This window comes from Streptomyces capillispiralis, assembly GCF_007829875.1.
GTDB lineage: Bacteria > Actinomycetota > Actinomycetes > Streptomycetales > Streptomycetaceae > Streptomyces > Streptomyces capillispiralis.
Genome location: NZ_VIWV01000001.1, coordinates 4,406,324 through 4,431,968 on the forward strand (window position 1 = coordinate 4,406,324; position 25,645 = coordinate 4,431,968).

28 protein-coding genes and 1 pseudogene are annotated in these 25,645 nt (G+C 72.4%); 12 read left to right on the forward strand and 17 right to left on the reverse strand.

Translation table 11 applies throughout. The annotated features are described in order from the left end of the window. Positions 1–167 precede the first annotated feature (167 nt). A complete protein-coding gene (locus tag FHX78_RS19095; protein ID WP_145868631.1) occupies positions 168–1,619 on the forward strand; it encodes an NCS2 family permease in 1,452 nt (483 codons plus the stop codon). Between the two features lie 38 nt (positions 1,620–1,657). On the opposite strand, the gene FHX78_RS19100 is transcribed toward FHX78_RS19095, so the two are convergent. Continuing rightward, positions 1,658–1,840 (reverse strand): ribbon-helix-helix protein, CopG family, encoded by a 183-nt coding sequence (locus FHX78_RS19100; protein WP_145868632.1) that lies wholly within the window; start codon positions 1,838–1,840, stop codon positions 1,658–1,660. A gap of 154 nt (positions 1,841–1,994) precedes the next feature. Between FHX78_RS19100 and FHX78_RS19105 the strand changes: the two genes are divergently transcribed. Further along, the gene (locus FHX78_RS19105; protein ID WP_145868633.1) at positions 1,995–2,432 is read left to right on the forward strand and encodes a MarR family winged helix-turn-helix transcriptional regulator; all 438 of its coding nucleotides are present in this window, start codon (positions 1,995–1,997) and stop codon (positions 2,430–2,432) included. A 32-nt stretch (positions 2,433–2,464) separates the two neighbouring features. Further along, positions 2,465–3,829 (forward strand): MFS transporter, encoded by a 1,365-nt coding sequence (locus FHX78_RS19110; RefSeq protein ID WP_145868634.1) that lies wholly within the window; start codon positions 2,465–2,467, stop codon positions 3,827–3,829. Between the two features lie 16 nt (positions 3,830–3,845). Here FHX78_RS19110 and FHX78_RS19115 read toward each other — a convergent pair whose 3' ends face one another. Next, a complete protein-coding gene (locus tag FHX78_RS19115; protein WP_145868635.1) occupies positions 3,846–4,433 on the reverse strand; it encodes a Uma2 family endonuclease in 588 nt (195 codons plus the stop codon). A gap of 112 nt (positions 4,434–4,545) precedes the next feature. Between FHX78_RS19115 and thpR the strand changes: the two genes are divergently transcribed. Continuing rightward, the gene (thpR, locus tag FHX78_RS19120; protein ID WP_145868636.1) at positions 4,546–5,118 is read left to right on the forward strand and encodes an RNA 2',3'-cyclic phosphodiesterase; all 573 of its coding nucleotides are present in this window, start codon (positions 4,546–4,548) and stop codon (positions 5,116–5,118) included. Between the two features lie 153 nt (positions 5,119–5,271). On the opposite strand, the gene FHX78_RS19125 is transcribed toward thpR, so the two are convergent. Together FHX78_RS19125 and FHX78_RS19130 are read right to left on the reverse strand one after the other, a co-directional pair. Further along, positions 5,272–6,264 carry an aldo/keto reductase gene (locus tag FHX78_RS19125; RefSeq protein ID WP_145868637.1) on the reverse strand — a complete coding sequence of 331 codons (993 nt, stop codon included), beginning with the start codon at positions 6,262–6,264 and terminating at the stop codon, positions 5,272–5,274. 253 nt (positions 6,265–6,517) lie between these two features. After that, a complete protein-coding gene (locus FHX78_RS19130; RefSeq protein ID WP_145868638.1) occupies positions 6,518–7,192 on the reverse strand; it encodes a GDSL-type esterase/lipase family protein in 675 nt (224 codons plus the stop codon). Between the two features lie 88 nt (positions 7,193–7,280). On the opposite strand from FHX78_RS19130, the gene FHX78_RS19135 reads away from it, so the two are divergent. Further along, complete coding sequence (locus FHX78_RS19135; protein ID WP_145868639.1) at positions 7,281–8,255, forward strand: TolB-like translocation protein; 975 nt, start codon at positions 7,281–7,283, stop codon at positions 8,253–8,255. 30 nt (positions 8,256–8,285) lie between these two features. Next, entirely contained in the window at positions 8,286–8,714 is a 429-nt protein-coding gene (locus FHX78_RS19140) for a Scr1 family TA system antitoxin-like transcriptional regulator (RefSeq protein WP_268257187.1), read from the forward strand. On the opposite strand, the gene FHX78_RS19145 is transcribed toward FHX78_RS19140, so the two are convergent. After that, entirely contained in the window at positions 8,704–8,991 is a 288-nt protein-coding gene (locus FHX78_RS19145; RefSeq protein ID WP_145868640.1) for a hypothetical protein, read from the reverse strand. The genes FHX78_RS19140 and FHX78_RS19145 overlap by 11 nt on opposite strands. Next, positions 8,972–9,397 carry an ATP-binding protein gene (locus FHX78_RS19150; RefSeq protein ID WP_145868641.1) on the reverse strand — a complete coding sequence of 142 codons (426 nt, stop codon included), beginning with the start codon at positions 9,395–9,397 and terminating at the stop codon, positions 8,972–8,974. Before FHX78_RS19150 ends, FHX78_RS19145 begins: the two co-directional genes overlap by 20 nt. Positions 9,398–9,564: 167 nt before the next feature. Between FHX78_RS19150 and FHX78_RS19155 the strand changes: the two genes are divergently transcribed. Both FHX78_RS19155 and FHX78_RS19160 read left to right on the forward strand, forming a co-directional pair. Continuing rightward, a complete protein-coding gene (locus tag FHX78_RS19155; RefSeq protein ID WP_145868642.1) occupies positions 9,565–10,434 on the forward strand; it encodes a helix-turn-helix domain-containing protein in 870 nt (289 codons plus the stop codon). Then, entirely contained in the window at positions 10,431–10,610 is a 180-nt protein-coding gene (locus tag FHX78_RS19160; RefSeq protein WP_145868643.1) for a DUF397 domain-containing protein, read from the forward strand. Before FHX78_RS19155 ends, FHX78_RS19160 begins: the two co-directional genes overlap by 4 nt. A gap of 67 nt (positions 10,611–10,677) precedes the next feature. Here FHX78_RS19160 and serC read toward each other — a convergent pair whose 3' ends face one another. From serC to FHX78_RS19190, 6 genes are all read right to left on the reverse strand, one after another. Beyond that, a complete protein-coding gene (serC, locus tag FHX78_RS19165; RefSeq protein ID WP_145868644.1) occupies positions 10,678–11,796 on the reverse strand; it encodes a phosphoserine transaminase in 1,119 nt (372 codons plus the stop codon). Between the two features lie 101 nt (positions 11,797–11,897). Then, on the reverse strand, positions 11,898–13,133 hold the full coding sequence (locus FHX78_RS19170; RefSeq protein WP_145868645.1) for a cytochrome P450: 1,236 nt from the start codon (positions 13,131–13,133) through the stop codon (positions 11,898–11,900). Then, on the reverse strand, positions 13,130–13,747 hold the full coding sequence (locus FHX78_RS19175; RefSeq protein WP_189908545.1) for a GTP-binding protein: 618 nt from the start codon (positions 13,745–13,747) through the stop codon (positions 13,130–13,132). Before FHX78_RS19175 ends, FHX78_RS19170 begins: the two co-directional genes overlap by 4 nt. Then, positions 13,728–14,075, reverse strand: coding sequence for a DUF742 domain-containing protein (locus FHX78_RS19180; protein ID WP_145868646.1), 348 nt, complete (start codon positions 14,073–14,075; stop codon positions 13,728–13,730). Before FHX78_RS19180 ends, FHX78_RS19175 begins: the two co-directional genes overlap by 20 nt. Next, the gene (locus FHX78_RS19185) at positions 14,072–14,479 is read right to left on the reverse strand and encodes a roadblock/LC7 domain-containing protein (protein WP_145868647.1); all 408 of its coding nucleotides are present in this window, start codon (positions 14,477–14,479) and stop codon (positions 14,072–14,074) included. The genes FHX78_RS19180 and FHX78_RS19185 overlap by 4 nt, the downstream gene beginning before the upstream one ends. Further along, the gene (locus FHX78_RS19190) at positions 14,476–16,308 is read right to left on the reverse strand and encodes a sensor histidine kinase (protein WP_145868648.1); all 1,833 of its coding nucleotides are present in this window, start codon (positions 16,306–16,308) and stop codon (positions 14,476–14,478) included. Before FHX78_RS19190 ends, FHX78_RS19185 begins: the two co-directional genes overlap by 4 nt. A 315-nt stretch (positions 16,309–16,623) precedes the next feature. On the opposite strand from FHX78_RS19190, the pseudogene FHX78_RS19195 reads away from it, so the two are divergent. After that, positions 16,624–19,492 (forward strand): annotated as a pseudogene (locus tag FHX78_RS19195) (FAD-binding and (Fe-S)-binding domain-containing protein). A 30-nt stretch (positions 19,493–19,522) separates the two neighbouring features. Here the strand turns inward: FHX78_RS19195 and FHX78_RS19200 are convergent. Then, positions 19,523–19,807: a hypothetical protein gene (locus FHX78_RS19200; protein ID WP_308439670.1), complete on the reverse strand. Its 285-nt coding sequence runs from the start codon at positions 19,805–19,807 to the stop codon at positions 19,523–19,525. 382 nt (positions 19,808–20,189) lie between these two features. On the opposite strand from FHX78_RS19200, the gene FHX78_RS19210 reads away from it, so the two are divergent. Further along, positions 20,190–20,432, forward strand: a complete 243-nt coding sequence (locus FHX78_RS19210; protein ID WP_145868651.1) for a GntR family transcriptional regulator — start codon at positions 20,190–20,192, stop codon at positions 20,430–20,432. 24 nt (positions 20,433–20,456) lie between these two features. Here the strand turns inward: FHX78_RS19210 and FHX78_RS19215 are convergent, their stop codons facing one another. From FHX78_RS19215 to FHX78_RS19230, 4 genes are all read right to left on the reverse strand, one after another. After that, positions 20,457–20,909: an NUDIX hydrolase gene (locus FHX78_RS19215; RefSeq protein WP_167531799.1), complete on the reverse strand. Its 453-nt coding sequence runs from the start codon at positions 20,907–20,909 to the stop codon at positions 20,457–20,459. Between the two features lie 105 nt (positions 20,910–21,014). Beyond that, a complete protein-coding gene (locus FHX78_RS19220) occupies positions 21,015–21,275 on the reverse strand; it encodes a hypothetical protein (protein ID WP_145868653.1) in 261 nt (86 codons plus the stop codon). Beyond that, positions 21,272–21,634: a DUF6247 family protein gene (locus tag FHX78_RS19225; RefSeq protein ID WP_145868654.1), complete on the reverse strand. Its 363-nt coding sequence runs from the start codon at positions 21,632–21,634 to the stop codon at positions 21,272–21,274. Before FHX78_RS19225 ends, FHX78_RS19220 begins: the two co-directional genes overlap by 4 nt. A 145-nt stretch (positions 21,635–21,779) precedes the next feature. After that, entirely contained in the window at positions 21,780–22,739 is a 960-nt protein-coding gene (locus FHX78_RS19230; RefSeq protein ID WP_145868655.1) for an EamA family transporter, read from the reverse strand. Between the two features lie 337 nt (positions 22,740–23,076). Between FHX78_RS19230 and FHX78_RS19235 the strand changes: the two genes are divergently transcribed. Both FHX78_RS19235 and FHX78_RS19240 read left to right on the forward strand, forming a co-directional pair. Beyond that, on the forward strand, positions 23,077–23,874 hold the full coding sequence (locus tag FHX78_RS19235) for a TIGR03084 family metal-binding protein (protein ID WP_167531800.1): 798 nt from the start codon (positions 23,077–23,079) through the stop codon (positions 23,872–23,874). Continuing rightward, the gene (locus FHX78_RS19240) at positions 23,871–25,562 is read left to right on the forward strand and encodes an acyclic terpene utilization AtuA family protein (RefSeq protein WP_145868657.1); all 1,692 of its coding nucleotides are present in this window, start codon (positions 23,871–23,873) and stop codon (positions 25,560–25,562) included. The genes FHX78_RS19235 and FHX78_RS19240 overlap by 4 nt, the downstream gene beginning before the upstream one ends. The last annotated feature ends 83 nt before the right edge of the window (positions 25,563–25,645 follow it).

Sequence of the window (25,645 nt, forward strand, 5' to 3'; positions counted from 1 at the left end):
GGGACGGCCCGAGTGAGGCGTGTCGCATTGGCCACGCGGGTCTACGCGCGGAGATAGCGAAGCCGACGCTATATGTTCATACTGAAACCGTTTGTCTCTGACCACTTCTGTTCGTAGAAAACACCAAAGCGGCTTCGGGGGAGGTCCGCCGGTGATGAGGTCCCTGCATGTCCACGTCGGCCCCCGCCAAGGCCCCCACCCCTGACCAGCCGGGGTCCGGCGCCGCGTCCGGCGCCCTCGACCGCTACTTCCGGATCTCCGAGCGCGGCAGCACCCTGTCCCGCGAGGTCCGTGGCGGATTCGCCACCTTCTTCGCGATGGCCTACATCATCGTGCTGAACCCGATCATCCTGGGCAGCGCGAAGGACATGTACGGCCACCAGCTCGACAACGGTCAGCTGGTCACCGCGACCGCCCTGACCGCGGCGTTCACCACGCTGCTCATGGGCGTCATCGGCAACGTCCCCATCGCGCTCGCCGCCGGCCTGGGCGTCAACTCGGTCGTCGCGCTCCAGCTCGCGCCGCGCATGTCGTGGCCGGACGCCATGGGCATGGTGGTGCTGGCCGGTTTCGTGGTGATGCTGCTGGTCGCCACCGGCCTGCGCGAGCGCGTGATGAACGCCGTCCCGCACGGCCTGCGCAAGGCCATCGCCATCGGCATCGGCCTGTTCATCATGCTGATCGGCCTGGTCGACTCCGGTTTCGTCTCCCGCATCCCGGACGTCGCCCAGACCACCGTGCCGCTCCAGCTCGGCGGCGACGGCCACCTCAACGGCTGGCCCGTCCTCGTCTTCATCCTCGGCGCGCTGCTCACCCTGGCGCTGATCGTGCGCAAGGTGCCCGGCGCCATCCTCATCTCGATCGTCGCGATGACGGTCCTCGCGGTGATCATCAACGCGGTGGCGGACGTCCCCTCCTGGGGTCTGACCACCCCGAAGTGGCCCGGCAACCCGGTCGCCACGCCCGACTTCGGCCTCGTCGGCGAGGTCAGCCTGTTCGGCGGGTTCGCCAAGGTGGGCGTGCTGACCGGCATCCTGTTCGTCTTCACCGTGCTGCTGTCGTGCTTCTTCGACGCGATGGGCACGATCATGGGCGTCTCGGACGAGGCCAGGCTGACCGACGCGCAGGGGCAGATGCCCGGCATCAACAAGGTGCTGTTCATCGACGGTGTCGCGGTCGCCGCGGGCGGCGCCAGCTCCTCCTCGGCCACCACGGCCTTCGTGGAGTCCACCGCAGGCGTCGGCGAGGGCGCGCGCACCGGCTTCGCCAACGTCGTCACCGGCGGCCTCTTCGCGGTGGCCCTGTTCCTCACGCCCGTCGCCACGATGGTCCCGTCCCAGGCGGCCACCCCGGCGCTGCTCGCGGTGGGCTTCCTCATCCTGGCGGGCTCGGTCAGGGAGATCGACTGGGCGGACCACACGATCGCCGTCCCGGCCTTCGTGACGATGGTGATGATGCCGTTCACCTACTCGATCACCAACGGCATCGGCATGGGCTTCATCACCTTCGTGGTGCTGCGCCTGGCGGCCGGCCGCGGCCGGGAGGTCCCGCCGGCGATGTACGTGGTGGCGGCGGTCTTCGCCTTCTACTACCTGATGCCGGCGCTGGGCCTGACCTGATCCCGCGCCACGGGGTCGCGTGACCCCGCGCCGCGGGCTCACGTGACCCCGTAGAACTTCTCCGTCTCCTCGACGGCGGTCTGGAACCGCTGGTCGAAGTCATCGCGCATGAGCGTCCGGACGACATAGTCCTGGACGCTCATGCCGCGTTTGGCGGCGTGGTGCCGGAGTCGTTCGAGCAGGTCGTGGTCCATCCGCAGGCTGAGCACGTCGGTCCCCATGTCCACGAGCGTTGCCGCACACCTCGGTGCGACGGGTGGCGTTTCCCGTAGGGATCACTCGTATGGGTGATCCGGTGTGACAGTGGCGGGGCTCACGGCGCTGGTGCGCACCCCGGGTGGTCTTTAGCGAGAGTAATGAGTTACGCTAAAGAACATGCCGGACCTCAGCCATGGCGACGACGCAGCCGCCGTGAACGCCCTCCGCTCCGCCGTGATGCGGCTGTCCCGTCGGCTCAAGCACCAGCGGGTCGACGAGTCGCTCAGCCCCACCGAGATGTCGGTGCTCGGCACCCTGGCCCGCTGCGGCCGGGCCACCCCGGGCGAGCTCGCCCGCAAGGAACACGTGCAGCCGCCGTCGATGACCCGCATCGTGGCCCTGCTGGAGGCCAAGGGACTGGTCCGGCTGGAGCCGCACCCGGACGACCGGCGCCAGAAGGTCGTCACGCAGACCGAGCGGGCCGAGGCGATGCTCGAAGAGAGCCGCCGCAAGCGGAACGCGTTCCTCGCCTCGCTGGTCGAGGAACTGGACGAGGACGAGTGGGCGGTACTCCGCGCCGCCGCCCCCGTGCTGGAGAAACTCGCGCACGTCTGAGCACACAGCAGCAGTGACAGGAGGCGAACCCTTTGAGTTCGGGACCCGGAGCAGCTTCCGCCCCCGCACCTGACCCCCACGACACCGCGACCGCCCCCGACACCACCGCCCGCAAGACCTCGATGTTCTCCTCGCTGAGGATCAGGAACTACCGCCTGTTCTTCCTCGGCCAGGTGGTCTCCAACACCGGCACCTGGATGCAGCGCATCGCCCAGGACTGGCTGGTGCTCAGCCTCACCGGCTCCTCCGCCGCCGTCGGCATCACCACGGCCCTGCAGTTCCTGCCGATGCTGCTGTTCGGCCTCTACGGCGGCGTCCTCGTCGACCGCCTGCGCAAGCGCCCCACGCTGGTCGTCACCCAGTCCGCGATGGCCCTCACCGCGCTCGCGCTGGCCGCCCTCACCCTCACCGGCCAGGTCCAGGTCTGGCACGTCTACCTCGCCGCCTTCGCCGTCGGCCTCGCGACCGTCGTCGACAACCCGGCCCGCCAGTCCTTCGTCTCCGAACTCGTCGGCCCCGGCCAGCTGCAGAACGCGGTCAGCCTGAACTCCGCCAATTTCCAGTCCGCCCGCCTGGTCGGCCCCGCCGTCGCGGGCCTGCTGATCACCGGCGTCGGCACGGGGTGGGCGTTCCTCCTCAACGGCCTGTCCTTCGTCGCGCCGCTGACCGGCCTGATGCTGATGCGCGCCCGCGAACTGCACGTCGTGGAGCGCGCCCCGCGCGGCAAGGGCCAGCTGCGGGAGGGCCTGCGCTACGTCGCCGGGCGGCCCGAGCTGATCTGGCCCATCGTCCTGGTCGGCTTCATAGGGACCTTCGCCTTCAACTTCCCCGTCTACCTGTCGGCCTTCGCCGACGACGTCTTCCACGGCGGGGCGGGCGCCTACAGCCTGTTCAACACGCTGGCCGCGGTCGGCTCCGTCTCCGGCGCGCTGCTCGCCGCCCGGCGCGGCACCGCCCGGCTGCGGCTGCTGATCCTGGGCGCGCTGGCCTTCGGCGCGGTGGAGATCGTGGCCGCCGCCTCCCCGGCCCTGTGGATGTTCGCCCTGCTCATGATCCCGCTGGGCCTGTTCGCGATGACGGTCAACGTCACCACCAACACCAGCCTCCAGATGGCGACGGACCCGGCGGTGCGCGGGCGTGTCATGGCCCTCTACATGATGGTCTTCCTCGGCGGTTCCCCGGTCGGCGCCCCGATCGTCGGCTGGATCACCGACACCTACGGCGCCCGGGTCGGCCTCGCGGCCGGCGGCGCGGTCGCCGTCCTCGCCGCGACCGTCATCGGCCTGGTCCTCGCCCGGGTCGGCGGGCTGCGCCTGTCCGTCGGCTGGCACCGAGGCCACCCACGGGTCCGGTTCGTCCCCCGGGACCGGCAGGAGACGCTGGCACCGGTGGCATGACGTCCGCCTGCCGGCGTCAGTCCCGGGGAAACTCGTCGGTCTTGAGGACGAGACCGACGGCCGTCCGGGTCAGATCGATCTCCTCGCCGAAACCGAAGCTGAGGCCGGCGTGGTAGGTGCCGTCCTTCGGCAGGGTGTGCAGGTGCCACTCACCGGTGTACGGATCGACGATCAGGTACACCGGCACCCCGGCGCTCGCGTACGTGTCCTTCTTCGGACCGTAGTCGTTGGCGGCGGTGTCCCTGGAGATCACCTCGGCGATGAACTCGATATCCTGATGACGCCAGTGGCCCCGGCTGTCCTTCACCGAGCCGTCGGCGAACGCCGCGACATCGCAGGCGAAGCCGTTCAGCCGTCCGGGGAAGTCGATCCGCACGTCCGACGCCAGTCGCTTGCGCGGGTACTCGGCACGCAACTGTTCCAGGAGGTCGAAAATGATCTGGAAGTGGGTGTCCCGCTGCGGCGTCATGAAGATGTGCCCCCCGACGATCTCGGTCTTGTAACCCTCGGGGACGGGCATCTTCTCCAGCCACTCGAACATCATGTCGAGCGTGAGTTCGTCGCCGCTCTCGGCCATCTCGATCCTGTCTTCGAGGACGGTCATCGTGGCGCTCCTCCCCGGCCACCGCTCAATGCGTGCAGCCGCGCGGTACAACGATACGCACGGTGGTCGGGACACGCGGAAGCGTACGGATGTTCCAAGGGAGACTGGACCCATGAGACTCTTCGCCGCCGTGCTGCCCCCCGACGACGTGGTCCACGCGCTCGCCGTCGAGGTGGGGCGGCTGAAGAAGCTGCCCGGCGCCGACGGGCTGCGGTGGACCGGGCGGCCCGGGTGGCACCTCACCCTCGCCTTCTACGGCGAGGTCGACGACACCCTCGTACCCGACCTGACGGAGCGGCTGGCGCGGGCCGCGTCCCGTACCGAGCCGTTCGAGCTGGCGCTGTGCGGCGGCGGCCAGTTCGGGCACGGCCGGGCGCTGTGGGCCGGCGCGGACGGCGACCTGCGCACCATGCGGCTGCTGGCCGGGCGGTCCGAGGCGGCGGCCCGCAAGGCGGGCGTGGCGATGGACGAGCACCGCCGCTACAAGGCCCATCTGACGGTGGCCCGCAGCCGGGACGCCGTCGACGTACGGCCCTACCTGGACGTCCTGCGCGCGTTCCGCAGCCGCACCTGGACCGTGGACGAGCTGGTGCTGGTGCGCAGCAACCTGCCGGCCTCCGGTGTCCCGGGCGAGCAGCCCCGCTACGAGGCGGTCGCCCGCCGGGCCCTGGGCGCGGCCGGTTAGGCTCGGGGGCGTGGACCCGAAGACCCGGAACCGGATCATGGCCGGTGCGCTCGTGTTGATGTTCGTCGTCGTGGCGGTGGCGGCGGCGCTGGGCAGGTAGCGCCGCCGCCGGCCGTCACGGCGTCCCCGCCGCTACCGGGCGAAGGCGCCCGGCTACCAGGCGAAGGCCTCCGGGGAGGGCCCCGGGCCCGGGAAGATCTCGTCCAGCGAGGTCAGCAGCTCCTCGCCCAGCTCCAGCTCGACCGCGCGCAGCGCCGAGGCGAGCTGCGCGGCGGTGCGCGGGCCGACGATCGGGCCGGTCACCCCGGGCCGGGTGAGCAGCCAGGCCAGCGCGGCCTCGCCGGGCTCGACGCCGTGCTTGTCGAGCAGGTCCTCGTACGCCTGGATCTGCGCGCGGGACGACGGGTCGGCGAGCGTCTCGGCGGCCCGCCCGGAGGCGCGCCGGCCGCCCTCGACCTCCTTCTTGAGCACGCCGCCCAGCAGACCGCCGTGCAGCGGCGACCACGGGATGACCCCGAGCCCGTAGTCCTGGGCTGCCGGGATGACCTCCATCTCGGCGCGGCGCTCGGCGAGGTTGTAGAGGCACTGCTCGCTGACCAGCCCGATGGTCCCGCCGCGCCGGGCGGCGATCTCGTTGGCCTGGGCGATCTTGTAGCCGGGGAAGTTGGAGGAGCCGGCGTAGAGGACCTTGCCCTGCTGGACGAGGACGTCGATGGCCTGCCAGATCTCCTCGAAGGGCGTGTTCCGGTCGATGTGGTGGAACTGGTAGAGGTCGATGTAGTCGGTCCCCAGCCGCTTCAAGCTGGCGTCGACCGCCCGCCGGATGTTCACCGCGGACAGCTTGTCGTGGTTGGGCCAGGCCTCGCCGTCGGCGCCCATGTTCCCGTACACCTTGGTGGCCAGCACGACCTTGTCGCGCCGTCCCCCTCCCTTGGCGAACCAGCTGCCGATGATGCTCTCGGTGCGGCCCTTGTTCTCGCCCCAGCCGTACACATTGGCGGTGTCGAAGAAGTTGATCCCGGCGTCGAGCGCCGCGTCCATGATGGCGTGACTGTCCGTCTCGTCGGTCTGCGGACCGAAGTTCATCGTCCCGAGGACGAGGCGGCTGACCTTGAGTCCGGTGCGTCCGAGCTGCGTGTACTTCATGGTCGTCCAGCCAACGGCCTGGAGTGCGCTCCAGGCAAGAGCGTCAGCCGCCCGAACCGGCCGGGACGACCCAGGCCGTCCGTCCGGTGTCGGCAGCCAGTGGAAGCCGCGCATCTCGTCGTCGATGACGGCGCGGACCGCCGGCTTCGGGTACCGCGCCAGGGCCGACTTGTCGATCTGTGTTCCGCCTGCTCCCCCGGAGCCCTTGCGCCCCAGAGCCCTTGCGCCCCAGAGCCCTTGCGCCCCGGCGCCCCTACGCCCCGTAAGGCCCGCCCAGGGCCCAGTGCTGCCACATCGCCTCCGCGAAGGCTGCCGCGATCTTGTGTTCGCCGGTTTCGTTGGGGTGGGTGCCGTCGTAGGTGTCGGTCCGGAAGTCGTACGACGGGGGCGGCGGGACGAGCAGCAGGGAGGAGCCCGGTTCGTCCAGGTCGGCGGTGGTCTTCGCCAGGAGTTCGTTGAACCGGGTGACCTGTTCGGCGAAGGGCGGATCCGCGTCCACCCGTATGTTGGGCAGCACCGGCAGGACGGCGATGCGCACCCGCGGGTCGGCCTCCCGCGCCCCGGCGACGAAGGCGCGCACGTTCTCCGCCGTCTGCTCGGCGTTGGTGTAGAAGCCCAGGTCGATCAGGCCCAGCGAGACCAGCAGCACGTCCGCGCGGCAGGAGCGCACGGCGTCGCCGATCAGCGGCACCATGTGCTGCCAGCCCTCGCCCCAGCCGGCCAGGTGGGCGCGGGGGAAGTCGGGGTCGGCGTAGGCGTACGACGTGGGGGCGTCCGTCCCCGGGTCGTGCAGCGTCTCGCGGGGGCCCACCAGCGTGAAGGGGCCGCCGTACGCGGTGCACAGGTGCTGCCACAGCCGGTGGCGCCAGGTGTGTTCACCCGCGCTCCCGATCGTCATCGAGTCACCTACGGGCATGAACCTGAGCACCCGGTCATCATGGCCGATCGGCCCGGCCGCCGCGATGTGAGCCCGGACACCCGCCGTGAACGGCCGTGGACAGTGGCACTCTTGGGTCATGCGCCGACCCTTCGCCCTGATCGCCGCCGCTCTCCTCACGGGCGCGCTCGCCGTGCCCGCCTCCGCCGCCGACGGCGACGACGCGTTCGCGATCAGGGACCCGCGCGTCACCGAGTCCAGCGGGCTCGCCGCCTCCCGCCTCCACCCCGGCGTCTACTGGACCCACAACGACAGCGACGACGGCCCCTACCTCTACGCCGTCGACGGCGCGACCGGTGAGACCGTCGCGCGTCTGACCCTCACCGGCGTCGGCACGCCCCGGGACGTCGAGGCCATCTCCGTCGGGCCCGGCAACAGGATCTTCGTCGGCGACATCGGCGACAACCTCGGCGGCACCTGGCCGTACGTGTGGATCTACGAGCTGCCCGAGCCGAAGGAGCTGAAGGACGCGACCGTGCGGGCCACGCAGTACGTGGTGAAGTACGCCGACGGGCCGCGGGACGCCGAGTCCCTGGTCGTGCACCCGAAGACCGGCCGCGTCTACGTCATCGACAAGAAGGAGGAGGGCGGGCACCTGTACGAAGGGCCCGCGCAGCTCTCGGCGTCCGGGAGCAACGTCTTCCGCCCGATCGCCCCCGTCGAGCTGTGGGCCACCGACGCCGCGTTCTCCCCCGACGGGCGGCGGCTCGCCGTGCGCGGCTACTTCGGCGGCATCGACTACACCTGGAACGGCGGGAAGCTCCGGCGCGAGGGGCGGCTGAGCGTGCCGCTCCAGGGGCAGGGGGAGTCCGTGACCTACTCCGCCGACGGGTCCCGCATCCTGTACGGCAGCGAGGGCGCCGAGAGCGCGGTCGAGGCCCGGGAGGCGCCCGGCGGGGACGCCGGGGGCGGCGGGAAGGGCGCCGGTGCGCAGGGCGGGGGGAACGCCGCCGGTGAGGGCGGGGGCGGCGGTGTCGACACCGGTGTCCTCGTCGCCGTGGGTGTCGCCGTCGCGGCGCTGTTCGGGGCCGGGCGGCTGCGCCGCCGGCGGTGAACCGGGTCTCGCCCGGACCGCCGGTGCGTCATCCCGTGGCCGTCGGCCACCAGCGCCCGTACGGCCTCCCGTCAACATCGCCTGGCAGCTGGGCTTCCCGATCCTGTCGGTCCTCCTCTGAAGCTGCTCATGTGGGAGGGGGCCCTGTGGGCTCGGCTCTGTCCCCCGGACGTCCTGGTGGCGCAACTGGACCGGCTGCTCGGCCTGGTGGGGATGGATACGGTCCACCTCGGGATCGTCCCGTTGACCAGTCCGCTCCGCCTTCCTCCGGCGAACTCCTTCTGCATGCTCGACGGTCGCCTGGTCGTCCTTGAGGACTGGCACGCCGAACTCTGGCTGGACGACGCCGAAACGATCGCTCTCTACCAGCGCGTCTGGGACACCCTCGCCGAGTCGGCCGTCTACGGCCCCGACGCCCAGCAGGTGATCGCGCGGGTCCGTCGGAGCGTCAAGGTCTGAGGACGTACGGCCGGACCACGTCGTCGCCGGTGTCCCAGGTGGGGGACTGCGGACGGCGCGGGACGTGCCAGCACGGTTCCTCGGCCGGGAAGGGCAGGTAGCGGCCCGCCGCACGGCACCGCTTGGACCAGCGGCGCCAGCGGGCGTCGTGCGGGTTCGGCAGCCGCCGGGCGTACGGGTCCGGTGCGCGGACCTCCTGGGCTGGGTCGTCCGCGACGGGGCCGGGGCGTTGCCGGGCGAGCAGGCGGGCGAGCGTGTCACGAACCGTCCGGAACACGGGCCCCCTCCGATGCGCCGGTGAGCCTGAACCGGGCCCACACGTGTTTCGCGTACGGCTCCTGCCGGTGGCCCCAGTCGTCGGCCAACGCCGCCACGAGCGCGAGCCCTCGCCCGCCCTCCTCGTCCGGGCCGGGGGCGTGGAGGCGGGGGAGCCGGTTCCGGTCGGGGTCGGCGACCTCCAGTACCAGTTCCGGTCCGCACAGCGTGAGGGAGACCATCACGTGTGCGAAGGAGACGCGGCAGTGCGTCACGGCGTTGGTGACGAGTTCGTTCGCCGACAGGGTGACCGCGTCGGCGAGTTCGTCGGTGACGCCCCAGTCCGCGAGGGCCTTGCGTACGTACTGGCGGGCGGCCGGCACATGCCTTCTGTGCTTGGGGATGCGGAAGGTTTCGGTTGCGGGCATGCGGGTGCCGTACCTCCTGACGACCTGTCATGTGTGCTCTGTAAGAGCCGTTTTCGAGATTAGGGTCGCAAAAGAGAAGTCCGCAATAAAAAAGGTCGCATGCATGCTGTCGCACATATGTGCAGTATGTACCTTGCTCTACAGTGATGCGTCGAAGGGGGGACGCGATGCCCACTGGTGGACGACCGACCGTACGCAGCCGGCGACTTGGCGCCGCGCTCAGGCGCTACCGCGTGGCAGCCGAGTACGACCAGCCGCGGGCAGCCGAGGTGATCGCGGCGCATCAGACTCGGGTCAGTCGTATCGAGACCGGGCACGTCATCGCTCGCCCCATCGAGATCCGGGCCTTGCTGAAGGCGTACGGCGTGGAAGACGACGAAGTGCGCCAGAAGCTGGAGGCGTTGGCCAAGCAGTCCAAGCGACGAGGCTGGTGGCTGGAGCACGCGGCGCATCTGCGCCCGGACTACCTCGACCACATCGCGCTGGAGGACGACGCGACGTACATCCGGGAGTGGCAGCCTGTACTCGTCCCGGGACTCCTGCAAATCCCGGCCTACACGGAAGCGATCACCAGGGGGAGCCCCACGTACATCGCCCCGGATCGCATCGCCCCACTGCTGAAGGTCCGGCAGGGGCGGCAGGCGAAGATCGAGGAGGGCGGGTCGATGTACTCCGCCATCCTCTGGGAGCCGGTCGTGGCACACCCGTTGGTGAGTACCGAGGTGCACCGGGAACAACTTGCCGCGCTGCTGGAGATCGCCCAGCGGGGGAACGTCACCGTGCAGGTGCTGCCGTTCAGCGCAGGCGTACTCGGGGCGGTGACCTCTGCGTTCTCCACCTTCAGCTTTGACTCCGAGCCGGCCGTGGAGGCGGTGACGCTGGAGAACCTGAGAGGGACCTCGGTCCTCGAGGGTCCGGAGGTCCTCACCGCTTACGCCAATATGTACGACCTACTACGCTCGTCGGCACTGGCGCCGGAGGCGAGCCTTCAGCTCATCCGGGGCGTACTGCGGAGATTGAAGGAAGACACATCGTGACCGAGGTTATAGGCCCCTTCAGGAAGTCGTCCTACTCCCAGGCGGAGAGCAACTGCGTCGAGGTCGCCGAAACGGCGGTTGCCGGCCGGGCCGTCCGTGACAGTAAGCAGCAGGATGGGCCCTTGCTCACCGTCTCCCGTGACAGCTGGCGGGCGTTCGTCCGGCAGTTCGCGTAGGCGGCAGGTACGTGAAAGGGCGCCCGGTGGATCGCCGCCGGGCGCCCTTCGTGCTGGTGCGGGCCGGTCAGAGGTGGTCGATCACGTAGTCGACGCACTGGGTCAGGGCCTCGACGTCCGCCGGGTCGATCGCCGGGAACATCGCGACGCGGAGCTGGTTGCGGCCGAGCTTGCGGTACGGCTCGGTGTCGACGATGCCGTTGGCGCGCAGCACCTTGGCGACGGCGGCGGCGTCCACCTCGTCGGTGAAGTCGATGGTGCCGATGACCTGGGACCGCTTCGCCGGGTCGGTGACGAAGGGGCTCGCGAACTTCACGTCCTCCGCCCAGCCGTACAGGGCGCGCGCGGACTGCGCCGTGCGGCCGGTGGTGAAGTCCAGGCCGCCCTGGCCGTTCATCCACTCCAGCTGCTCGTTCAGCAGGAACAGCGTGGCGAGCGCCGGGGTGTTGTACGTCTGGTTCTTGCGGGAGTTGTCGATCGCCGTCGGGAGCGAGAAGAACTCCGGGACGTGGCGGCCGGACGCGTGGATCCGCTCGGCGCGCTCGATCGCGGCCGGGGAGAACACGCCGATCCACAGGCCGCCGTCGGAGGCGAAGGACTTCTGCGGGGCGAAGTAGTAGACGTCCGTCTCGGCGATGTCGACCGGCAGGCCGCCCGCGCCGGACGTGGCGTCCACCAGGACCAGCGCGCCCTCGTCGGCGCCGGCGACGCGCTTGATCGGCATGGCGACGCCGGTGGAGGTCTCGTTGTGGGTGAACGCGTAGACGTCCACGCCCGCCTCCGCCGCGGCCTCGGGGTGCGTGCCCGGGTCGGCGGAGATGACGGTGGGCTCGGCCAGCCAGGGCGCGAGCTTGGCGGCCTTGGCGAACTTGGAGCTGAACTCGCCGAAGCTGAGGTGCTGCGACTTGTTCTCGATCAGGCCGTGGGTCGCGACGTCCCAGAACGCGGTGGAGCCGCCGTTGCCGAGGACGACCTCGTAGCCGTCGGGGAGCTGGAACAGCTCGCGGATGCCCTCGCGCACCTTGCCGACCAGGTTCTTCACCGGGGCCTGGCGGTGGGACGTGCCCATCAGGGACGTACCGGTCGCGGCCAGCGCGTCCAGCGCTTCCGTCCGCACCTTGGAGGGGCCCGCACCGAAACGACCGTCGGCGGGCTTGATGTCAGCAGGAATCCGGATCTCAGCCACGACGGGAGCCTAGCGGCTGAGTGAAACCCGGGCGAAACGTCGTCCGGCCGCTGAGACGGACGGTGGACGCACCCCGGGGAGGGCCCGCCCACCGCCGGTGCTCACCCGAGGGTGCCCCCGAGGGCGGGGGTGGGGGTGAAGGTGACCGGAAGCGCGGACAGTCCGCGCAGGAACGGCGACGGCCTGCGGGTCAGCGACGCGGCCGGCACCGCGAGGTCGATGTCCGGCAGCCGGTCCAGGACGATCTCGATGCCGGTACGTGCGATGACCTCGGCGATCTCCTGCGCCGGGAACGGGCAGCGGTGCTCCCCGTGTCCGAAGGAGAAGTGGGCGTGGTTGCCGCCGGTCAGCGCCGAGGCGTCGGTACGCACCTGCGGATCGGCGTTGGCGCCCTGAAGGCCGAGCAGCAGCAGGTCGCCGGCGCGGATCCGGCGACCGCCGAGCCGGGTGTCGCGCGAGGCCCAGCGGCCGGCCACGTTCTGGTTGGGCGTGTCCTCCCACAGCACCTCGTTCATCGCCTCGGCGACGCTGTTGCGGCCGCCGAACAGGGACGCGGCGAACCGGCTGTCGGTCAGCATCAGGCGCAGGGAGTTGCCGATCCAGTCGGCGGTGGGCAGGTGCCCGGCGCCCAGCATCACCGTCAGGTCGTGGACGACCTCCTCGTCGGTGTAGCCGGCGGGGTCGGCGAGCATCCGGGACACCACGTCGTCGGCGGGCTCGGCCCGGCGGGCGGCCACCAGCCGCGTCATCGACGTCAGCAGCAGGATCTGACCGCCGCGGTCGTGGTCGCGTCCGTCGGCGATGTCGTTGAGGGCGGTGACCAGGCCCGGCCCCTCCTCGTCGTCGAATCCGAACAGCCAGGCCAGCACCCGTACCGGCAGGCGCATCGCGAACTCGGTGACGATGTCGGCGGTGCCCCGCGGGCAGATGCCGTCGATCAGCTCGTCCGCGAACTTCTCCGTGTGGCTCCGCAGTTCGAAGGGGTTCACCGACTCCAGCGCGTTGACCAGCATCGTGGCGCGCCGGTGGTGCTGTTCACCGACGGTGTGCAGGATCGACGGCTGCTTCCGGCTGATCATCGCCCGCAGCGGCCAGTCCTCGGGGATGTCGTCCCACTGGTTCCACAGGTCGGGGTCGCGGCTGAACCGCACCGGGTCGCCGGTGACCTGGTGCAGTTCGCGGTAGCCGAGCACCAGCCAGGCCGGTACGTCGCCGTCGAGCAGCACCGGGACCACGCTGCCGTGCTCGCGCCGCATCTCCCGGTACGCGCGGGCCGGGTCGCTGTGGAGCAGGGGCCCGTTCAGGGGGACCGGGGCGGACGTGGGGGTGGTGCTCACACCAGCTCCTGACGGGGGGCTCGGGCGGGATCGGCGTACAGGGCCCGGATGTGCTCCACCAGGGTGATCAGGACCCGCTTGCTGGACTCCCGGGAGCGCGCGTCGCAGGTGATCAGCGGCACGTGCGGGTCGAGGTCGAGGGCGTCGCGGACCTGCTCGGTGGTGAAGGCGGGGCCGCCGAAGTCGTTGCAGGCCACGACGAACGGCGTGCCGTGCTTCTCCAGGCGGTCGATGGAGTACCAGGAGTCGTCGATGCGGCGGGTGTCGACGAGGACGACCGCGCCGAGCGCTCCGGAGAACAGCCGGTCCCACAGGAACCAGAACCGTTCCTGGCCGGGCGCGCCGAACAGGTACAGCACGTTGCGCGCGTCGAGGGAGATGCGGCCGAAGTCGAAGGCGACGGTGGTGGCGGTCTTGCCGCGCACCGCGCTGATGTCGTCGATGTCCTCGCCCGCCCGGGTCATCATCTCCTCGGTGTCGAGGGGACGGATCTCGCTGACGGAGCGGACCATGGTCGTCTTGCCGGCGCCGAAGCCGCCCACGATCACGATTTTGAGCCCGTTGTCGGCGGAGGCACGCAGCGGCGGGCGCGTCTCAGAGGTTGCGGAGTCCAACGAGCACCTGCTCCAGGATGTCGGGGTCGTAAACGGCGGACGTGTGGGGGTGGCGGGCGCTGACCCGGCCGGCCGCGAGGAGGTCGGCGAGCAGGATCCGGGTGATGCTCACGGGCAGTCTCAGCTCGGCCGCGATCTCCACGACCGCCGTGGGGCGTTCGGTCATCCGCAGGATCGCCGCGTGCTCGGACTGCATGCCGGTCGCCGGAGCGCACTCGGCGACGACCAGGGTCACCAGGTCGAAGGGGTTGTCGGGACCGGACCGGCTGCGTCCCTGGGTGAGGGTGTAGAGCCGGTCCGGGGCGTCGTCCCTGCCGGGCCGGCTCACGAGGTGCGCGGCGGGGCGGTCAGATGCTCGCCGAGCTGTTCCACCAGCTCGCTCATGTTGTGGCCGATGAGGCCGACGTCCGCGTCCTCGGTGGTGACGACGGCCAGGTGCGCGCCCTCGCCGGCCTCCACGATGAAGAGGATGCCGCCGTAGAACTCGGTCATCGACGACCGCACGCCTCCGCTGCCGTCGCCGAACTCGACCGAGGCGCCGTGCGACAGCGACTGGATGCCGGCGGCGATCGCCGCCAGCTGGTCGGCCCGGTCGGCGGACAGTTCCGATGTGCGGCACAGTTTCAGGCCGTCGCGGGAGAGCACGAGCGCGTGTCGCGCGCCCGGCGTGCGCTCCAGCAGGCCTTCTATCAGCCAGGTGAGCTTCTCGTCGACGGTCGTCGTGCCGGTCATGAGGTGGTGTTGCCTTCCGGGGGCGTGGGGACGGACGGGGCTGCGGGGGGTGTGGTCTCGGGGCCGGTGTGCGCGTCGGGCACGTCGTCCGGGCCGGGCGTGGTCTCCGGGCCGGGCGTGGGGCGGAGGGCCTGGCGGAAGCTGCTGAAGCGGGCCGTGCGCGCCCGGGTCTCCTCGGCGGTGGGGGCCGTCCGGGGGGTGACGGTGCGGGCGGCGGAGCGTGTCCGCTCGGCGTCGGCGAGGGTCCGGCCGCGCCGGCGGCGGGGCAGCACCAGCGCGGGCGCTTCGGCGCTCGCGTCTTCCGGGGACTCGTGCGCCGGCGCCGGGGCGTGCTCGGGGTCGGGGTCGGCCGGGGGAGCGGAAGGGGTGCCGGGCCGGGGACGGGTGGTGTCGGGTGCGGTCGCTCCGGGTGCCGTCGGAGCGGTGTCCCGTGCGGTGAGGTGGCCCGCCTCCGGCGCCGTCCCGTCGGCGGCGGGCGCCGGGTCGGCCTTCGTACGGCTGCTGCGGCGGCGGGGGAGGCCCGCGGCCGTCGGCTCGGCCGGCGGGGCGGGGGGTGCGGTGGGGCCGGTGGCCTTGGCGCGGGCGGGTGCCGCCGCCACGGACGGGGCGGCAGGAGGGGCTGCGGACGGGGCCGCGGGCGGGGTGGCGGGTTCGGTCCGTGAGGCGGTCGTGGCGGGTGCCGTGTCGGCCGGGGCGCTGCCGGTGGACTCGTGCGCCGTCGCCGTCGCCGTCGCCGATGTCGATGTCGCGGACACGAGGATCTCCTGCGGGAGGAGCATCACCACGCTCGTGCCGCCGCGGGCCGAGGGACGGTAGGAGACCTTGAGGCCGTACCGCCGTGCCAGTCGGCCGACCACGGCAAGACCGAGCCGGGTGCCGGTGAGGCCGCCGAGGTCGGTGGACTCGCCGGAGACCGCGCGTTCGGCGCGGCGCAGCTGGACCTCGCTCATCACGAGTCCGCTGTCCTCGACGGACACGATGACGCCGGCCGGGACCTCCTCCACGTAGACGTGGACCTCGGCGGTCGGCGGCGAGAAGTTCGCGGCGTTGTCGAGGAGTTCGGCGAGCGCGTGCATCACGCCCTCGGCCGCGTGCCCGGTGACGGCGGTGTCGCTGGCGGAGTGGACGCGGACGCGCTGGTAGCCGCCGATCCGCCCCATGGCGCCGCGCAGGATCGATTCCATGGCGATGGGCCGGGCCCAGCGGCGGCCGGAGCGGGCGCCGGTCAGGACGGCGACGGAGTCGGCGAGCCGGCCGGCCTGCGCGGTGCGGTGGTCGAGGTGGAGCAGGTCGGCGAGGACCTCCTCGTCGTGGTGCTTCTCCTCCATGGCGCGCAGGTCCGCGAGCATGCCGGTGGCCAGGGCCTGCATCCGGCCGGCGGCGTTGGCGGTCGCGGACAGCGCGGCGGTGCGGGCGCTCTCGGCCTCGCGCAGCCGGGCGTCGAGGAGGGCGGTCCGGGCGGCGTGCTCCTCCGTCAGACGGTCGGTCGCCGCGGTGTGTTCCCCGGTGAGCCGGGCGATCTCGGCGGCGTGTTCCTCGGTCAGCCGGTTGCGGTCCTGGAGCAGCCGGGCGGTGTCCTGTGTGACGGCGTCCAGCCGGGCCCGCGTGGCACGCGACGACGCGACGGCCCGGTCGGCGACCGTGACGGCCGCGCACAGCAGCAGGGCGGAGACCGTCCCGGTCACCGCGAGCGCACCGCGCGCGGTCTCCGGTCCGAGGAACACGGCGGCGGCGACCGCGGGTGCGGCGAGCAGCGCGGTGAGCAGGGGCACGGTCAGCGGGCCGCGGGGGGCGGCGGTGCGGTCACCGGGGAGCGGGGGAGAAGTCATCGATCAGGGTCCTCGGTCGGGTCCGCGGGTGTGCACCGCCGTCGGCACGGCCGGCCCGCTTGTGTCCATGGGGTGCCGCATCCGATCCGGTCGCTTTGCGAGCGAGGGCCGACAACTACGCGCAAGTCGCGGTCACTATATGTGAGTCACTGATCGACTCGGGAGGGGCTGGGCTTTCGTTTTTTCCCGGCGCCGATATTGAGCGATGTTCACCTTTTTCGGTGCGTCGATATCGAAGCCCTTCACCTTCGCCTCTCATTCCTTTTTCCGTGCGGTGAAGGGAAGGGCCGGTGGCGGCGCGGGCATCCTGAGGTCATGACGGATCTCCGGGAACTGCGGGCCGGGCTGCGGGCGGCCGTGCGCGGCGACGTCGACTTCGGCACGACCGCGCGGGCGCTGACCACCATGGACGCCTCCAACTACCGCCGGGTGCCGCTCGGCGTGGTCGCGCCACGGGACGCCGACGACGTGGCGGCGGTCCTGTCGGTGTGCCGGGACCACGGCGTTCCCGTGGTCCCGCGCGGCGGCGGCACGTCCATCGCCGGGCAGGCGACCGGCACCGGCGTCGTGCTCGACTTCACCCGCCACATGAACCGTCTGCTGTCCCTGGACCCCGATACGCGCACGGCCGTCGTCCAGCCCGGCCTGGTCCTCGACCGCCTCCAGGAGGCCGCCGCCCCGCACGGCCTGCGCTTCGGCCCCGACCCCTCCACTCACAGCCGCTGCACCCTCGGCGGCATGATCGGCAACAACTCCTGCGGTTCCCACTCGGTGGCCTGGGGGACGACGGCCGACAGCGTGCGGGAACTGTCGGTGCTCACCGCGCGCGGGGAACGGCTGCGGCCGGGCCGGGGCTGGGCGGGCGCCCCGGGCGGTCTGCGCGAGCTGGTGGACGGCGAACTCGCCCGTCTGCGCACCGGTTTCCCGGACCTGCCCCGCCGTATCTCCGGATACGCCGTGGACGCCCTGCTGCCCGAGAAGGGCGCCGACGTCGCCCGCTTCCTCTGCGGCTCGGAGGGCACCCTCGGCGTGCTCACGGAAGCGGTCGTCGGTCTCGTACCGGCGCCGCGCGCGGGCGCTCGCCGTCCTGGCGTACGCGGAGGAGGGCGGGGCTGCCGAGGCGGCGGCGGGACTGCTGCCGTACGGCCCGCTGACCGTGGAGGGTATGGCGGCGGACCTGGTGCCGTCCGCCGCGGACCTGCCGCGCGGCGGGGCCTGGCTGTTCGTGGAGACCGGCGGCGGGACGGAGGCGGAGGCACGCGCGCGTGCGGAGACGATCGTCCGCGCGGCGGACGTCGTGGACGCGCTGGTGGTCACCGACCCGGCCCGGCAGCGCGCGCTGTGGCGGATCCGGGAGGACGCGAGCGGGACGGCGACCAGGATGCCGGACGGCACGGAGGCGTGGCCCGGTTGGGAGGACTGCGCGGTGCCGCCCGCCCGGCTCGGCGCGTACCTGCGGGACTTCCGGGGCCTGCTGGCCGCCCACGGGCTGCGCGGCACCCCTTACGGGCACTTCGGGGACGGCTGCATCCACGTCCGCATCGACTTCGACCTGCTGACCGGGCCGGGCATCGCCCGCTTCCGGCGCTTCTCGGAGGAACTGGCCGACGTGGTCGTGGCGCACGGCGGTTCCCTCTCCGGGGAGCACGGCGACGGACAGGCCCGCGCCGAACTGCTGCCCCGCATGTACGGCGCGGACACGGTCGCCCTCTTCGAACGCGTGAAGGCCGTCTGGGACCCGGACGACCTGCTCAACCCGGGCATGCTGGTCCGCCCTGCGCCCCTGGACACGAACCTCCGCTTCTCCGTCCTCCCGCGCGAACCGGTCGACGTGGCCTTCGGCTACCCCGCCGACGGCGGCGACTTCTCGGCTGCGGTGCGTCGCTGCGTGGGCGTCGCCAAGTGCCGTACGGCGTCCGTGTCGGGGCCGGCCGTGATGTGCCCGTCGTACAGGGCGACGGGGGAGGAGGAGCACTCCACGCGCGGGCGCGCCCGCCTGCTGCACGAGATGCTCGCCGGTGAACTGGTCACCGACGGCTGGCGGTCCACGGAGGTGCGGGACGCGCTGGACCTGTGCCTGTCCTGCAAGGGCTGCCGCTCGGACTGCCCGGTCGGCGTCGACATGGCCACGTACAAGGCGGAGTTCCTGCACCACCACTACGCGGGCCGTCGCCGCCCGGCCGCCCACTACGCCATGGGGTGGCTGCCGGTGTGGCTGGGCTGGGTGGGGCGGACCAGGTCGGCAGGGGTGGTCAACGGGCTCGCCTCCGTCGGCCGGCTGGCCCGGGTGGCGAAACGGCTGGGCGGGATCGCGGGGGAGCGGGAGATCCCCCGGGTGGCGGGGGAGACGTTCACTCGCTGGTGGCGGGGACGGCGGGTGTCCACGGGCGACGGGCGGCTGGTGGTCCTCTGGCCGGACACGTTCACGGAACACCTGTCGCCGTCGGTGGGCCGGGCGGCCGTACGCGTGCTGGAGGCGGTGGGGCTGCGGGTGGCGCTGCCCCCGACCCTGCGGCCGGGCCGCCGCCCGGTGGGCGACGCCCGTTCACGCTCGGCCCTGTCGCTGCTGGCGGCCCGCAGGGGCCGGGTCTGCTGCGGCCTGACATACATCTCGACGGGCCAGCTGGACCGCGCCCGCACCGTGCTCCGCCGCACGCTGGACCTGCTGGAACCGGTGCTGGCCACCGATGCCCCGCTGGTCGTCCTGGAGCCGAGCTGCGCGGCGGCCCTGCGCACGGACGCCCCGGAGCTGCTGCACGACGACCCGCGCGCGGCCCGGCTCGCCGCCCGGGTCCTGACCTTCGCGGAGACCCTGGAGCGGTACGCCCCGGACTGGACCCCGCCGGCCCTCGACCGCCCCGTCACCGGCCAGACCCACTGCCACCAGCACGCGGTCCTCGGCGACGCGCCCGACCGCCGCCTGCGCGCGGCGGCGGGCCTCACCGGGGAACTCTCGGGCGGCTGCTGCGGCCTGGCCGGCAACTTCGGCTTCGAGAAGGGCCACTACGAGGTCTCGGCAGCCTGCGCCGAGGACCGGCTCCTGCCGTCGGTACGGCAGGCACCGCAGGACGCGGTCGTCCTCGCCGACGGCTTCTCCTGCCGGACGCAGCTGGAACAGCTGGCGGGCGTACGGGGACGGCACCTGGCGGAGGTGCTGGCGACCGCTCTGGAAGAAGAAGAGTGAGCAGTCGCCGCCCTTGTGTCTTCTCGGCGCTCAATTGAGCCGCCCCAGTCTCCGTCCCCGGCTCTCCGCCACCCGCAGCGCGTCGGCGAGGGCGTCGGTGAGGCACTCGGCGAGGTGGCGGAGCTCGCCGCGCGGTGCGCCCGGGAGGAGTTCCCGGGCATGGGCGAGCAGGTCACGGCCCATCCCGAGCTGCACGGCCTCGGTGGTGTCGGCGACCCGGGACACGGGGCCGCCGTTGTCGTCGGTGATCAGGTAACAGGGCTTGCTGCCGGTCCCCGTCCAGGGCAGCAGACGCGGTTCGTCCGGTTCCCTCACGCCGCCCGCCTTCCCTGGAACCAGCAGGCGCCGACGTACGGCCGCACGGCCACCGTCTCGGCTCCGTCGAGGAGGGGGTGGAGGCCGTAAGGGCTGCGGGGGGAGGGGAGGCGGGGCGGCGCAGGCGCCGCGGGAGGGAGTGAGGGCAACGGGCGGGGGACGCCGGTACGGCGGTGTGCCCCGCGGGGGCGGAGCAGCACGCTCACCCAGGTGACGAGGCGGCCGATAGGGTCGGTCATGTCATCAGCTCCGGTTGGGATTCGGCTGGTGGCCACGCCCCGGGACGGCTGCATCCGTCGCCGGGGTTTGAGTTCATCATGGCACGGTCTACCGCAGTCTACTGCGGTCGCGCGGTCTACCGCAGAGTTTTACCGTCCACCGCATGACTCCCGAACTCGACCGCACCCGGCCCGTCTGGCGACAGGTGGCTGCCGCAGTCACCGAGCGCATCGCGGACGGTACGTATCCCGTGGGCGCGCGTGTTCCCTCGGTCGTCGAGCTGTCGGCCGAGTTCGGGATCGCCGCGTCGACCGCCCAGAAGGTGCTGGCCCACCTGAAGGCGGAGGGGTTGGTCCGTGCGGAGGTGGGCCTGGGTTCCTTCGTCACGGAACGGCCCGAGGCGTAACCGCCCGCAGCGGTACCGGCGCCCTCAGGGTGCCGTCTCACCCCGCGCCAGTACCCGGCTCACCGTCTGGACGCCCTCGGGGAGGTCGTCCGGGTGGCACCAGCGGGCCTCCAGGATCTCGGAGGGGTCCAGGCGCAGTTCGCCGCCCAGCAGGCGGGCCTCGTAGGCCACCTCCACCCGGGTGCGCAGGCCGCTGTTCAGCATGACCAGGCCGCCCGTCTCCACGTCGAGGCCGGTCTCCTCCTTGACCTCGCGCACGACGGTGGCCCGGAAGTCCTCGCCCTTGCGGGCGAAGCCGCTCGGCAGTCCCCACTGGCGGCCGGGCGGCCACATCCGGTGCCGGAGCAGCAGTACCCGCCCCTCCTCGTCACGTACGACCCCGGTCACGCCGACGACGAACTTGGCGTTCAGGAACCACATGACGCGGCTCTGGAAGGGGCGCAGGAACCGCCAGAGGCGGGCAAGGAGACGTCGCACGGAACCTCGGTCGATGGGGTGGAGCGGGCGCGGGACGCGCCATGGGGACGGTACCGGCAGCGGCGTACGCGTACGCATACGCGTCCCGTGCCCCGCGCCGCTTCGTCAGGGCAGCGGATCCGGCGTCACCTGCCAGATGGTGACGAGTTCCGAGCGCGGCGTGACCATGAAGACGAAGAAGCCGCCGGCGACGAACGCGTGCTTCGCCCCCTCGTCCGCGCCCTGATACCCGGGGCCGTGGAGATGCAGTACCTCCGCCGCCCTGACCAGTTCGCCGGCCGTCTTCTCCACCTCGGCGAGGAACGCCGCCGGAGCGCCCGCCGCCACTGTTTCCTGATCGGGTACGTACTCCCAGCGCCAGGTCACTCCGCGTGTACCGCCCTGGAAGCCTCCCGGTACAGCAAGCTCGCCGTCCCGAGGTGTCTGCGCGCCTCGTCCGCCGTGGTGGCGATCCGGGCGAGGTACTCGGCCCGGTGGTACTCCTTCGCCGTGGCAGGGTGGCGCTCGATCTCGATCAGAGCGGCCCAGTGGCTGAGGTAGGCGTGGACCGGCTTGAGGGAACCGTGTTCCACCGCCTCGGCGAGCGCCTCGTCCTTCGCCTGGTCGTACGCCGCCAGAAGGTCGGGCGCGACCACGGCGCACGCTGCACGCAGGGCGCCCGGTGTGCGCTCGGGGCGAGGGATCAGCGGACGGTCGCCGGCGGTCTCGCTGTGCTGCACGCTCATGCTGCTGTTCCCTTCGTGCCCTCGGCGGGAGGGTCGCCCGTGCCGGGGCCCGATTGATTCGAGAGACGAGAGCGACTCTAGCCCCGACGGGCCGTGCCGCACCCCGCGATCCTCAGGAGGCACCCCCCGTCAGGAGGCGGCCCCGTCAGGAGGCGGCCCCTGCCTTCTTGGCGCGTCCCCGGCCCACCTGGGTTCGTACCGCCCCCATGCTCGCCGCGATGACCAGGGCGATGGCGGCGGCCTCGGTGGCGGCGAGGGCCTGGTCGAGGATCAGGAAGCCCGCGGTGGCCGCGAGGGCCGGTTCCAGGCTCATCAGGATGGCGAAGGTGGAGGAGGGCAGGCGGCGCAGCGCGAGGAGTTCGAGGGTGTACGGGAGCACGGAGGACAGCAGTGCGACCGCGGCGCCCAGGGCGAGGGTCGTCGGGTCGACGAGCTTCGCGCCGGACTCGATGACGCCGAGCGGCAGGAAGAGCACCGCCGCCACGGCCATGGCGAGGGCGAGTCCGTCGGCCTGCGGGAAGCGGCGGCCCGTACGCGCGCTGAAGACGATGTACGCCGCCCACATGGCGCCGGCGCCCAGGGCGAAGACGACTCCCAGTGGATCGAGGCTGCTGAAGCCTCCGCCGCCGAGGAGGAACACGCCGGCGAGGGCCAGCGCGGCCCAGACGAGGTTGACCGCCCGCCGGGAGGCCAGGACGGACAGGATGAGCGGGCCGAGCACCTCCAGCGTGACCGCCGGGCCGAGCGGGATGCGGGCGACGGACTGGTAGAAGAGCCCGTTCATCGCGGCCATGGCGACGCCGAAGACGACCACCGTGCCCCAGTCGGCGCGCGAGTGCCCGCGCAGCCGGGGCCGGCACAGCACCATCAGCACGAGCGCGGCCACCAGCAGCCGCAGTGTGACGACCCCGAGCGCGCCGGCCCGTGGCATGAGGGTCACGGCGAGGGCTCCGCCGAACTGCACGGAGATCCCGCCGGCGAGCACCAGACCCACCGGTCCGAGGGCTCCCCGCCGGTGCGGCGCACCGGCCGGTGCGGGCGCGTGGCTGCCGAGCTGCCCCGTCGCGGGCGCGGTGGACGGGGTGGCGGCGCTGGGGGTGGTCACGGGGCCTTCCTGGGGACTCGTACGGGTGCAACTCCTGCCGACATAGTGCACCACAATGCACTGCCCGGTCCAGAGTAATGACCTCCAGCCCCTTCGGGGAGGACAGGACCGTAAAGGAGTTACATGCCTGACGATGAATCCTCGCCCTGTCCGGGTCAACTCGATTCCGTCATGCGGACCCCGCTCTCACGCACCGGGAAAGGGGCGCCACCGGCTACTGGCTATGTCAACCGGCGTAAATCCAGCAAGCATGCTTGATTGTTTTTCTTCCTGCTGCCATGCTCCACGCAACCGCGCCGCACACACCGCCGTGTCCGTGTCCCGAGGGGAGCGCCTCGTGTCCGATCCGACGCCCGTGATCGACGACCTGCGTGAGGAGAGCGAGGAGCTGGACCGGCTGGTGGCCGGGCTGGACCCACGGGGGTGGGCGCGCGCGACGCCCGCCGCCGGCTGGACCGTCGCCCACCAGATCGCCCACCTCACCTGGACCGACCGCTCCGCGCTGCTCGCCGTCACCGACGCGGCCGGGTTCCAGGCCCTGGTGGAGAAGGCCCTCGCCGCCCCGCACACCTTCGTCGACGAGGGCGCCGAGGAGTACGCCCGGTCCGCGCCCGACGACCTGCTCGCACGGTGGCGTGAGGGGCGCGCGGCGCTGGAGAAGGCACTCCGGGAGGCGCCGGACGGGGCACGGTTCCCCTGGTACGGGCCACCCATGTCCGCCGCCTCCATGGCGACCGCCCGTCTCATGGAGACGTGGGCCCATGGACTGGACGTTGCGGACGCGATCGGTGTGATGCGGCCACCCAGCGCGCGGCTCAGGCATGTGGTCCGGCTGGGGGTGCGCACCCGCGACTTCGCCTACGGGGTGCACGGGCTCACCCCGCCCGCCGACCCCTTCCGGGTCGAACTCGTCGCACCGGGCGGCGAGCTGTGGGCCCACGGCCCCGAGGACGCCCCGCAGCGCGTCACCGGGCCCGCCCTCGACTTCTGCCTGCTGGTCACCCGACGCGCCCACCGCGCGGACCTCGCCCTCACCGCCGAGGGCCCCGACGCCGACCGCTGGCTGGACATCGCCCAGGCCTTCGCCGGCCCGCCCGGAGACGGGCGGGAGCCGAGGGGGGACATCGCGCGGTGACCGCGACACCCCTGCGCATCGGCAACGCCTCCGGCTTCTACGGCGACCGCTTCGACGCCCTGCGCGAGATGCTCACCGACGGCCCGCTGGACGTCCTCACCGGCGACTACCTGGCCGAGCTGACCATGCTGATCCTCGCGCGCGACCGGCTGAAGGACCCGCACGCCGGATACGCCCGCACCTTCCCGCGGCAACTGGAGGAGTGCCTGGGCCTCGCCCACGAGCGGGGGGTCCGGCTCGTCACCAACGCGGGCGGACTCCACCCCGCCGGGCTCGCGGACGCCGTACGGCAGCTCGCCGCGCGGCTGGGCATCCCGGTGCGGGTCGCCCATGTCGAGGGCGACGACCTCACCGCGCGGTACCCCGGCAGTCTCGCCGCCCACGCCTACCTCGGCGGGGCCGGGATCGCGGAGTGCCTCCGCGCGGGGGCCGACGTGGTCGTCACCGGGCGGGTCACCGACGCGGCCCTGGTCACCGGGCCCGCCGCCGCCCACTTCGGCTGGACGGCCACGGACCACGACCGGCTCGCGGGGGCCGTCGTCGCCGGGCACGTGCTGGAGTGCGGGACACAGGCCACCGGCGGGAACTACGCCTTCTTCGGCGAGCGCCCGCCCGGCGACCTCCGGCGGCCGGGATTCCCGCTCGCCGAGATCCACCCCGACGGCAGCAGCGTCATCACCAAGCACCCCGGCACCGGCGGCTTCGTCGACGTCGGCACGGTCACCGCGCAACTGCTGTACGAGACCGGCGGCGCCCGGTACGCCGGACCCGACGTCACCGCCCGGCTGGACACCGTACGGCTCACCCAGGACGGACCCGACCGGGTCCGTGTCGAAGGCGTCCGGGGCGAGGCGCCGCCGCCCGCGCTGAAGGTCGGGCTCAACCGGCTCGGCGGCTTCCGCAACGAGGTCGTGTTCGTGCTCACCGGGCTCGGCATCGAGGCCAAGGCGGCGCTCGTTCGGGAGCAGATGACCGACGCGCTCGCCACGTCGCCGCCCGCCGAGGTGCGCTGGGAGCTGGTGCGCACCGACCGGCCCGACGCGGGCACCGAGGAGACCGCGAGCGCGCTGCTGCGGCTCGTCGTACGCGACCCGGGACAGGAGGCGGTCGGGCGGGCGCTGAGCGGGGCCGCCGTCGAGCTGGCACTGGCGAGCTATCCCGGGTTCCATGTGATGGCGCCACCGGGGAAGGGCGCCCCCTATGGGGTGTTCCAGGATGTGTACGTCCCCCATGGTGACGTCGACCATGTGGCCGTCCTCCATGACGGCCGCCGTGTGCCCGTGCCGACGGCCGAGGACACCGCCGTACTCGACACGGTGCCGGAACCGCCGCTGCCGGAGCCGCTTCCGGCCGGGCCGGTGCGCCGCGCCCCCCTCGGTCTCGTCGCCGGTGCCCGCAGCGGGGACAAGGGCGGCAACGCCAACGTGGGTGTGTGGGCGCGGACCGACGACGCCTGGCGCTGGCTCGCGCACGAGCTGACCACCGACCGGTTCAGGGAGCTGATCCCCGAGGCCCGCACCCTGCCCGTCACCCGGCACACCCTCCCGAACCTGCGCGCGCTGAACTTCGTCGTCGAGGGGATCCTCGGCGAGGGCGTGGCCGCGCAGGCCCGTTTCGATCCGCAGGCCAAGGCCCTCGGCGAATGGCTGCGCTCCCGGCACCTCGACATCCCGCAGGCCCTGCTGTGAAGGGCCGCGACGACGCACGGGAGGCCCTGCTGTGACGATCCTCGACGCCCTCGACGCCCTCGACGCCCTCGACACCCTCGCGC